A 10788-nucleotide genomic window follows, 5' to 3' on the forward strand; every position below is an offset into this window, starting at 1 on the left:
TTCTCCAGAAAAACCGGCGACGTGTCAAACGATTTGAATGTGGGGTAAAATGTTCAATATTCAGCGACTCCCCAAGCCGTCTCTATCACTTTTGGAATAGCAATGCAAAGTATATGCCCTTTGGAGCTGTTAAATTACAGTTCGATTTCCGGTGTTCATGGGGTGGTGCCGCGACCGACATCAATCTTCCGATTTGAAACCGGAACGGCAACAAAAAACGTTCGCGTATCGGCGCCCGGGTTGCAAATTTTGACAATTTGGGACAAATTTTGTTTCAACGTACTCGATACAAAGGATCCCGGCCGTCCCAACCGCACCCCTTCAGCCTTCAGCCATCAGTCTTCAGCCTGACCCCCCAAGGTTGAAGCATTGACTATTTCGCCGGATCGTCCTACATGAGAAGGTCTCTGCTTACGATTGCCCCTGCGTTTCCGCAGAGCGATGTCTAACGGGAGCAACCCTTATGCGCCTTCGCCTGATTCTGCTGGTATTGTCCATCCTTGCCGTGGGCTCCGCGTCCACCGGGGGGTTTTTTTATTTTGAAGCGATTCAGGACGCCTCCATCCAGGCGTCCCGACGCCAGGCCCGCACCCGCCTGATATTGATCGCCCACAGTCTGGAGAACCACCTGACCGCCAACATGCAGGTTACCGAGACCCTTGCGGCGGCTCCGGCCCTGGCCCGACTGCTGCGCAGCCCTTCCGACGAGGCTCTGGCGGCGGCCCACGAGGTGCTGGACCGTTTTCAGCAGACCCTCGGGGCGAACGTCTGTTACCTGATGGACGCCCGGGGGATCACGAGGGCATCCAGCAACCGGAACCGGCCGGAAAGCTTCATGGGGCAGAACTTTGCCTTTCGGCCCTATTTCACCAGCGCCATGGCGGGGAATCCTCTCGGCTACCTGGCCCTGGGCGTCACCTCGGGCCGACGGGGCGTCTACAGCAGCCGTCCGGTCTTTTCAGGGTCCGATCCCAATCCCCTGGGCGTCGTCGTCGTCAAATCCGCCATCGATGCCGTGGAGGAGCGGCTGGGACTATCGCCGTCGGAGATGATGCTCTTCACCTCTCCCGACGGGGTGATCTTCATCACCAACCAGCCCGGTTGGCTTTTTCAGCTGGCCTGGGAGCCTTCCCCCGAAGAGTTGGCGCGGATCCGGGAGGAGCGGCAGTTCGGGGACGGCGGACACGAGTGGATCGGTCTCAAGCCCGGCGAGACGCCGGATACGGCATTCCTCGACGGGAAGCGCTACCTGTTCGAACAGATGGAGATCCCGCATTTTCCGGGCTGGAAGGTCAACTACCTGACCTCGGCCGACGTCATTACCCGGCCGGTGGAGACCTCCCTGATCCGCATGACCGGATCCATCGTACTGGTCCTCTGCGTGCTCATCGGGCTGGGTGTGGTCATCCTCTACTACAAGGCGAGTGAGGATATCCTGCAACGGAAACGGATGGAGGCCGCCCTTCGGGAAAACGAGGAGCGCTATCGCTCCCTTTACCACAATACGCCGGCGATGCTGCATTCCATCGGCCCCGACGGACGCCTTCTGAGCGTCAGCGACTACTGGCTAACGGCCATGGGGTACGACTACGACGAGGTGATCGGCCGTCCCCTGGCCGATTTCATGACCGAGGCGTCCCGGCGGCTGGCCGAGCACGACATGATTCCGACCTTTTTCCGCAAGGGGTTCTGCAAGGACATTCCCTACCGGTACGTCCGTAAAAACGGCGAGGTCATCGACATCCTCCTGTCGGCCATTGCCGACAGGGATTCGGACGGCCGCATCGTCCGCTCCCTTGCGGTCTCCGTCGACGTCACCGAGCAGAAGCAGGCGGAAAAGGCCCTCCGCCGGGCCAAGGAGGAGTTGAGCCGCTATTCCAAGGAACTGGAACGGAAGGTTCAACTCCGCACCAAGGAGATCGGCGACATATTGCGGTACACGCCGGCGGTGATCTACATCAAGGATCTGACCGGGCGGTATATGCTCGTCAACTCCCGTTTCGAGGAGCTTTTCGGCGTGCAGAACGAGGCGGTTCGGGGTAAGACGGACACGGAGATCCTGCCGCAGCCGGTGGCCGCCCAGTTCCAGGCCGGGGACGCGGCGGTCTTCGAGAGCGCCGCGCCGGTCCAGGTTGAAAAGCGCATCGTCCAGAACGACGGGCTTCATACCTATCTGACCGTCAAATTTCCGCTCTTCGACGAGACCGGCAAGGTGCGCAGACTCTGCGGCATCGCTACGGACATCACTGCCGCCAAGAAGGCCCAGGACAAGCTGCGCCGCTTGTCGGCCTCCATCATCACCAACCAGGAAAAGGAGCGGGCGGTCATCTCTCGGGAGCTCCACGACGAGTTGGGGCAGGTGTTGACGGCGTTGCGTATGGACGCGGTCTGGCTGCTGGAGCGGCTCAAGGCGGCCGACCCGATGGGGGCGGAGCGCGCCCGGGACATGTGCCGGCTCATCGACGGGACGATCCAGGACGTCCGAAGCCTGGCGTTTCGTCTCCGGCCGGGAATCCTGGACGATCTGGGGCTGGTGGACGCCCTGGAGCTCTATACTTCGGATTTTGAACGGCGGACGGGTGTCACCTGTCTTTTCGATGCCGCATCCATCCCGAAGATGGACGACACCGTCGCCACCGCCGCCTACCGCATCGCCCAGGAGGCCCTGACCAACGTGGCGCGTCATGCCCGCGCCGCCAAAGTGGAGGTCCGGCTGCAGCAGGTCGACGGTCGGCTTATCCTGTCGGTGGAAGACGACGGAAGGGGCTTTCCGGTCTCGGTCCTGGATGCCGCGGAAACCCTGGGCGCTGCCGAGGCCCTGGGGGTGGCGGGCATGCGCGAGCGGGCCTCCCTGGTGGGTGGGCACCTGGAAGTCCATTCCCGGCCGGGTTCGGGGACCCGGGTCCGTCTGATTCTCCCGGCGCAGGCCCTCACACTGGAACGCAACACGGAGGTGAAATCATGATCAAGGTGCTTCTGGCGGATGATCACAGCATCGTCCGCGCCGGGCTTCGGCGGATCATCGAAGAGAGCGGCGACATGGCGGTAACGGCCGAGGCCGAGAACGGAAGGGTGGCGCTCAGGGAGGCGGCCCGGCATGCGCCGGACATCGCCGTCGTCGACATCTCCATGCCGGACATCGACGGTCTGGAGGTGATCACCCGTCTCCATGAAACGATGCCCGATCTGCCCATCCTGGTGCTGACCATGCACGAGGAGCGGCAATACGTGGTGCGGGCCATCGAGGCCGGCGCCATGGGATACATCACCAAGCAGTCGGCGCCCGAGCAGTTGGTCCGGGCCGTCCGGCGGCTTATCGCCGGCCACCGTTACCTGTCGGAGGACGCAGTGGAGGTCCTCGCCCTCCGGGTGCTCAAGGGGGACAAGTCGGCCTCGCCCATCGACGCCCTCTCCATGCGGGAGCTCCAGGTTCTCCGGCGGCTCGCCATGGGCCAGACCAACCGGGAGATCGCCGAGGCCTACGGGGTGAGCGTCAAGACGGTGGACACCTACCGGCATCGGCTTCTCAAGAAGCTCGACCTGCGCAACAATGCCGAGCTTTCCCGGTTTGCCATTCAGAACAAACTGGTAGAGCTGTAACTGACCGGATTCCAGGGGCCTGAAGGGTTTGACGTGCCGGCCGTCGGCGGCGGGCCTGCCGGGTCGGCGTCAAAATTTTTCTGACAGAGAAATCCGAAAAATCCGGCTGCCGGAATGAGAAAAGCTCGAATTGTTTTCCCCGGGGGCGCGGTATATCCTTGAAATAGGTATGGATAAATCTTTACACCCTTTTCAAGGAGACATCGTCATGAAAAAATGGATCGTTCTGAGTTTGTTGACCACCGCTCTCGCCTTTGGCCCGGCAATGGCTGAAACCACCAACGTCAAGATCGGCGGCGGGCCCACCGGCGGCACCTTCAACACCTTCGCCAACGCCATGGCCGTATACATCTCCAAGGTGGACCCCAACATGGTGACCACCGCCGTGGGATCGGGGGGGTCGGTGGAGAACCTCAAGCGCGTCTCCGGAGGAGAGTCGGACTTCGGTCTCTGTTACGCCGTGGATATGGATCTCGGCTACAAGGGCAAGCTGCCCATGGACACACGGACCTATCAGAATATCCGCTCGGTGGGGTATCTCTACGGCGCGCCGGCCCAGCTGGTCGTCAATGCCGACAGCGACATCAAGAGCGCTTATGACCTCAAGGGCAAACGGGTCGCCGTGGGCAATGCCGGCTCAGGAGCCGCCGCCAGCGCCGAGCGCTTCTTCCGCCACATCGGGGTGTGGGAGAACTTCAAGCCGACCTTCATGGGATATTCGGCGGCCGCCAGCGCCTTCAAGGACGGCAAAATCGATGCCTTCTGGGTATTGGTGGGCTATCCCAACGCCTCCATCATCGAAGCCAGCGTCCAGGTCAAGATCCGTCTCCTGGATCTGGGTGTCGATGCCGAGAAGAGCGGATTTTACGATGCCTATGCCTACAGCCCCACGGTGATCCCCGCCGGTACCTACGGCAAGACGATGCCGGAGTGCAAGACCTTTCAGGATTCCACCATCCTCGCCGTCAGAAAGGACATGTCGGATGAAGCCGTATACCAGATCATGAAGCATCTCTGGTCCCCGGCGGGTATGGAGGCCATGGTGGGGGCGTCCAAATCCTTCGATGAGATGAACCCGGACAACGCCTTCAACGGGGCCTCTGTACCGCTGCATCCCGGCGCCGTGAAATTCTGGCAGGAGCAGGGCAAGGAGATTCCGGAAAAGCTCATGCCGTAAGGTTCGGCTTTCCCTGAAGGTTCCAGAGCCTCAACGGGGAAGGGCGTCCGTCCTTCCCCCGGCGTATCCGTCGAAAAACGAATCCCTTTTGACAAGTTAAGGAAGAAAATCCATGTCAGAACCCGAACATGCTGCAGAACAGGCTGACCTGTCAGCGGAGAACAAAGAGAAACTGGAGAAGCTGGTCCAGAAGGACTCCCGCTCCGGCCGCGTCTTTTCCGGTTTCTGGAAATATATCACCAGCGCCATGGGCGCGTTCATGGTGGCTTTTTACATGTACTGCGCCGCCGTCCCTGTGGATACCCAGTATTTTCTGGGGGTCTACGTCGTGCTCACCTATGTGATGGTCTTTCTGATCTATCCGCTCAAGGCCTCATCCCCCGCCCACCGTCCCACCGCCGTCGACCTGATCATGGCGGCGGCGGCCGTTTTCGTGGTGGGCTATTTCGTCATGGAGTACGAGGCCATCAACTACCGCATGGGCTCCGAGACCCGCATGGACACCTTTGTGAGCGCGCTGGGGATCCTCGTCTCCCTCGAGGTGGCTCGGCGGGCCCTGGGATGGTCCATGACCATTGTCGGCGCCCTCTTTCTCGCCTACGCCTTCTGGGGCGACCTGCTCCAGAATATCCCTTTGCTCAACGCCTTCGCCCACACCGGTTTCAAGATCGACCGGGCCCTCAACCACATCTACTACAAGCAGGAGGGCGTCTTCGGCATCATGGCGACGGTGCTCGTGACCTACGTCATCCTCTTCATCTTCTTCGGATCGTTTCTCAAGGCCTCGGGGGCGAGCCGTTTTTTCATCGACGTCCCCATGGCCGTTGCCGGCAAGAGCATCGGCGGTCCGGCCAAGGTGGCCGTCATCGCCTCGGGGTTCTTCGGGTCGGTCTCGGGTTCCGCCATCGCCAACACGGTCTCCACCGGCGCCTTCACCATCCCCATGATGAAGAAGGCCGGGTTCCGTCCCCACGTGGCCGGCGCCATCGAGCCCTCCGCCTCCATCGGCGGGATGTTCATGCCGCCCATCATGGGTGCCGGCGGCTTCCTGATGGCTGAGATGACCGAGATTCCCTACGTCCAGATCATGATTATGGCGATCTTCCCGGCCTTGATGTACTTCCTGTCGGTTTTCACCATGGTCCATTTCGAGGCCAAGCGCTACGGCATCGTCGGGAAGCGGCGGCCCGAAGACCCCACGGCCCTGGAGATCCTCAAGAAACAGTGGTTCATGTCCCTGCCGCTGGTCATCATCGTCGTCATGATGATCGTGGGTTTCTCTCCGGGATACGCCGCCTTCTGGGCCATTATATCCTGCATCGTGGTCAGCTGGTTCACGCCTGAAAACAAGATGGGCGTCAAGCAGATTCTCGACGCCATGATCGAAGGGGCCAACGCCACCCTCATCATCGGCGCCACCGTCGGCGTCATCGGCATCATTGTCGGCACCATCCAGCTCTCCGGGATCGGGCTCAAGTTCTCCCAGATCATCATCGACCTCTCCTTCGGCTCCCTGCCGGTGGCCGTCCTGCTGGTGGCCCTCGCCTCCCTGATTCTGGGCATGGGCGTGCCGGTGACCGCCGCCTACCTCATCACGGCGGTCCTGGCCGTCGGGGCTCTGACCGACATGATCTCCCAGAGTTACTGGGGCGTCAGCTTCCGGGAGCTTCAGCTTCCCCTGGGACAGCTCCTGGCCGACGACCCCCAGCGGCTCGAGATCATGGCCAAGGTCTCCTGGGCCCTCATCGCGTCCCACATGGTGGTCTACTGGTTCAGCCAGGACTCCAACATCACCCCGCCGGTCTGCGTGGCCGCATACGCCGGCGCCGCCATCGCGGGATCCGACCCCTGGAAGACCGGGTGGACCTCCTTCAAGTTCGCCAAGATGCTTTATATCGGCCCGCTCCTCTTCGTCTATTCCCCGGGGTTTCTCCTGGGCGGACCGGGGCATTTCATTCCCTGGTATCAGGTGGCCTCCACCGTCGTGACCGTCATGTTGGGCACCGTCGCCTTCGGGGCCCTCAGCATGGGGTATTTCCTCTGCGGTTTCACCGTCAAGGAGTGGATTATCTGCGCCTTTGCCACCACCTTCCTTTTCTTTCCCCATCTGGTGAACTGGATCGTCTTCGGCATCGACCTGCCTACAATCCTGGTGGACACGCTCGGCATCGGCATGTGGGTGATCGTCTTCTTCATGCAGAAGATCCGGATCAAAAAGGATCCCACCCTGGTGCTGCCCATCGACGAACGGCGGCGTCTCCGGCGGGAGAGGGCGGCCCAGACGGCATAGGTCGCAGGCTGTCTGTCGACCCGGACATAAGGCATTGAACACAAGTTGTATTTTCCGGTTTCTTTCGAAGCCGACATGGGGGGCGTTTGCCCCCCTTTTTCTTGCCGAGGCTGAAAAGCGCCTCCGATCATTTCCCTTGACAGACCCGGCCGATTCCCGGAATATGCCTTCCCCGACAACACCCTGGGCGACTGCGGATGCGGCGTCCGCTTTCAGACCTTGACGGTTTCGTAAAGACTCGGTATTTTTAATGCCGACCCCATTGTATTGTTGCCCGGGAATATAAACGCGATAAGCTGTTTCGAGGTTTTGCTGAAGCGACTGTTACGAATGCATCAAACCTTCGGGAGATCCGTTATGAAGTGGTTGGGGCTGTTGATGTGTCTGACGTTTTTCATGGGGGGATCCCAGGGCCACGCCTTCGTCTCGGTGGGGCAGGCCCAGATGATTTATGACGGCAAACTGCCCGTTGAACTGCAGAACCACACTATCATGGCGCTGCTCATCGATCCTGAAAGCGGCGCCATCGTCGACGCCAACAGAAAGGCGGTCGTCTTTTACGGTTACCCCCTCGACCGGATGCGGGGCATGCGCATTCAGGAGATCAACATCCTCGATCCCCGCGACGTGGAGGCCGAATACAAAAGGGCCGAAAAAGAAGACCGGAACTATTTCATTTTTCCCCATCGCCTGGCGGACGGGGAGGTCCGGACCGTTGAGGTCTACAGTGCGCCCGTGCCGGACTCCTCCGGAAAGCGGCTGCTCCTGTCCATCATTCACGATGCCACCCACAAAGCCCTGATGGAAGCGGAACTCAACCGTTACAAGGATCGCCTGGAAACCCTCGTGGCCCAGCGGACGCGTCAGTTGAGCGACGCCCACAAACGCATTGACCGGCTGTCGATATTCGGACTGCTCGTTGTCTCGGGGCTGTTGTTTTTTTTGTTGCGGCGGCACCAGAAGGCCGTCTACTTTCAGCACCGTTTTGAACTCGAACGCGAGCGGCAGCGGTCCGAGGCGGCCCTCATGGAGCGCGAGGAGCGATTCCAGAGAATGCTGGCCCTGGTGCCGGACATGATCACCATACAGGATCCGGAGATGAATATCCTGTACAGCAATTGGAACGGGATGGGCGCCGTCGAACCCGAAAAACGGATTCTGGGCACGAAGTGCCATCAGACCTACAGGGGGTACGACGATATCTGCCCGGATTGCCGGCCCATATCGGTTCTGGATACCAAGACCCCGTTTCAGGAAGAGATCCGGCTGCCGGACGGGACATGGCTGGATATGCGCGTCATTCCCATACTCGATGCGAACGGGGAGGTGGAGTGCTTTGCGGAGTGGGCCAGGGACATTACCGAAAATTACAGGACCCGGGAGCGGCTGGAGCGGCTGGCCACCACCGACGCCCTTACCGAGCTCTGGAACCGCGCCTATTTCATGGGGACGATCCGGAAGGAGATGGAGCGTGCCCGGCGCTACGGCGAGCCTTTTTCCCTGCTGATGCTCGATCTGGATCATTTCAAGCGGGTCAACGATACCCGCGGTCATGCAGCCGGCGATGCGGCCCTGCGGCATGTGGCGGCGATTTTCCGGAAGTCCCTCCGTCAAACCGACATCGCCGGGCGCGTGGGCGGCGAGGAGTTCAGCATCCTGCTGCCCCACACCGACCTCGCGGCGGCGCTGGTCATGGCCGAGCGTCTCAGATCGACCATTGAAAACACCCCCGCCGATTATAACGGCACGGAGATTCCCCTGACGTCGAGCATCGGCGTCGCTGTCTATGATCGGGAGATCGCCGATGAGGATGCCCTGATGCTGCTGGCGGACGAGGCGTTGTATGCCGCCAAAAAAGGGGGCAGGAACCGCGTCTGTCAACCCCCTCGGGAGAAAGGTACCGCCTTCCCCGGTACGAGCGACGTCGGTTAGTGTGAGTGTCGTCGTTCCCGACCCTACCGGTACGGCAACCGCTACTCATCCCCGAAATAGACACCCGTGTCACGCGCGGCCCGAATGAGATCGTTCCCGGGATCGACAAAACGATTTTTTCCCGCGATCTCCGTAATGGGGATCATCTCGATCTCGTTTTTCCGAAGGGCAACCATTTTGCCGAATTGACCCTCGACAAATGCGTGCACCGCAGCCGTACCCATACGGGTGCACAAGATGCGGTCATACCCGGTCGGGATGCCCCCGCGCTGAATATGTCCGAGCACCGTGTAGCGACACTCGGTCTGGATCCGTCCTTTCAATTCTCTGCACAGCCGCTCCGCAATGCCCCCGAGCCGGACGGGTTCCGCCGAATCCGGGACGAATTCCCGTGTGATCTGCTTTCCACCAATCGGTGCCGCGCCCTCGGACACGCAGATAATGGTGGACCTGCTGCCGCGGCTGCTGCGGTCCTTGATTTTAGCGACAACAGCCCCCAGGCTGAATGGGATCTCAGGTATGAGAATGACGTCCGCGCCGGATGCCAGGCCGGCATGCAGGGCGATCCAGCCGGCATTGCGCCCCATGGTCTCCAGAATCATCACCCGGTGATGGCTGGTGGCGGTGGTTTGCAGCCGATCGATGGCGTCCGTGGCGATTTCAACCGCAGAGTGAAATCCAAAGGTTTCATCGGTTCCCCAGATGTCGTTGTCGATGGTTTTGGGAACGCCGACCAGCCTGAGCCTTTTGCGCTGCCAGAATTTATTGGCAATCGCCATTGTGCCGTCCCCACCAATGATAATCAAGCCGTCCAGTTCCAGCTTCTCGACATTGGCCATCACCGCCTCCGATCGATCTTCCTCAACGATCTGTTCCCCGACGCGGACCTTGTAGGCAAAAGGATCACCCCTGTTGGTCGACCCCAGAATCGTCCCCCCCTGAAACAGAAGTCCCTTTGTCCTGTGCCAGCTCAGGGGAATGATCGCCGGGCCTTCGATAAGGCCGTCGAATGAATCGAGCACGCCGAGGCACTCGATGTGGTAGCGGCCGACGGCGCATCTCACGACCGCCCGAATCACGGCATTCAATCCCGGGCAGTCTCCACCGCCGGTCAGTATGCCGATCCGTTTGATATTCGTCATATTTTTGACTCCCTGGCGAAAGCGGATGTTCCAGTGTCTTCCGAATCCGACCGGATCGATTCACAGCTAATTGTTTAATATCTCAATAAATGAACGGTCTTATTTTGTAAAGAGATTTTTCAGGGAGGAGTGCCGTAATGTTCTCGAAATCCTGGCATCGGCATACAAGAACGATCACATTGTGGTAGTCTCAAACGGCGCCATGAAATCCGCCGTATCCCAGGACCCCAGCGGATCGCTAAATGGCCCTGGAGCGGTTTATGGAACGGCTGTTCCTTGCGGCGGCCGTTCTGCCATGATTCCAGTTCAATGCAAGAAACCTTCAATTTTGGTATGAGTTTAGCTCTTTGAAAATTATGCTGCCAGCTTGAGGGCAATGTCTTCTTCTCGTACTGCACCGAGCATTTTTTTTGGCTCATCCGGCTGAAGCGTACTTTGGCTTGTCAAAAATAAAAAAAAGTGGACATACAGGACCTTTCTGAAAAACGACCAAATTCAACAGGAAGGAACACCGTATGTCCACAAGCCTGCTATACCATGGATTCGATATCAGGGGCTACCAATATGTTCGATCCAAATATGTCCGAGGATCTGTCATATTCACCATAGAACGAGATCGGTATGGTCTGAGATGTCCCGTATGCAAT

Annotated in this window: 6 protein-coding genes; 5 read left to right on the forward strand and 1 reads right to left on the reverse strand. The window is 59.8% G+C overall.

Annotated elements, in window-relative coordinates:
- Positions 1-463 precede the first annotated feature (463 nt).
- The 5 genes from AB7S84_RS13905 (at position 464) to AB7S84_RS13925 (ending at position 8999) form a co-directional block, all read left to right on the forward strand.
- Entirely contained in the window at positions 464-2965 is a 2502-nt protein-coding gene (locus AB7S84_RS13905; RefSeq protein WP_428155115.1) for a PAS domain S-box protein, read from the forward strand.
- Positions 2962-3600 (forward strand): response regulator, encoded by a 639-nt coding sequence (locus AB7S84_RS13910; RefSeq protein ID WP_020877800.1) that lies wholly within the window; start codon positions 2962-2964, stop codon positions 3598-3600. Before AB7S84_RS13905 ends, AB7S84_RS13910 begins: the two co-directional genes overlap by 4 nt.
- Positions 3601-3808: 208 nt before the next feature.
- Positions 3809-4777 (forward strand): TAXI family TRAP transporter solute-binding subunit, encoded by a 969-nt coding sequence (locus AB7S84_RS13915; protein ID WP_020877799.1) that lies wholly within the window; start codon positions 3809-3811, stop codon positions 4775-4777.
- Positions 4778-4889: 112 nt separating this feature from the next.
- The gene (locus AB7S84_RS13920) at positions 4890-7067 is read left to right on the forward strand and encodes a TRAP transporter permease (protein ID WP_428155120.1); all 2178 of its coding nucleotides are present in this window, start codon (positions 4890-4892) and stop codon (positions 7065-7067) included.
- A gap of 357 nt (positions 7068-7424) precedes the next feature.
- Complete coding sequence (locus tag AB7S84_RS13925) at positions 7425-8999, forward strand: diguanylate cyclase (RefSeq protein WP_428155122.1); 1575 nt, start codon at positions 7425-7427, stop codon at positions 8997-8999.
- Between the two features lie 41 nt (positions 9000-9040).
- Here the strand turns inward: AB7S84_RS13925 and AB7S84_RS13930 are convergent, their stop codons facing one another.
- On the reverse strand, positions 9041-10141 hold the full coding sequence (locus AB7S84_RS13930; protein WP_428155124.1) for a 6-phosphofructokinase: 1101 nt from the start codon (positions 10139-10141) through the stop codon (positions 9041-9043).
- Positions 10142-10788 lie beyond the last annotated feature (647 nt).

This window comes from Desulfococcus sp. (assembly GCF_050178255.1).
Lineage (GTDB): Bacteria > Desulfobacterota > Desulfobacteria > Desulfobacterales > Desulfococcaceae > Desulfococcus > Desulfococcus multivorans.

Coding starts and splice junctions, on each gene's coding strand:
- AB7S84_RS13930 (WP_428155124.1), bottom strand. CDS start 10,141: ATGACGAATATCAAACGGATCGGCATACTGACCGGCGGTGGAGACTGC.
- AB7S84_RS13915 (WP_020877799.1), top strand. CDS start 3,809: ATGAAAAAATGGATCGTTCTGAGTTTGTTGACCACCGCTCTCGCCTTT.
- AB7S84_RS13925 (WP_428155122.1), top strand. CDS start 7,425: ATGAAGTGGTTGGGGCTGTTGATGTGTCTGACGTTTTTCATGGGGGGA.
- AB7S84_RS13905 (WP_428155115.1), top strand. CDS start 464: ATGCGCCTTCGCCTGATTCTGCTGGTATTGTCCATCCTTGCCGTGGGC.
- AB7S84_RS13910 (WP_020877800.1), top strand. CDS start 2,962: ATGATCAAGGTGCTTCTGGCGGATGATCACAGCATCGTCCGCGCCGGG.
- AB7S84_RS13920 (WP_428155120.1), top strand. CDS start 4,890: ATGTCAGAACCCGAACATGCTGCAGAACAGGCTGACCTGTCAGCGGAG.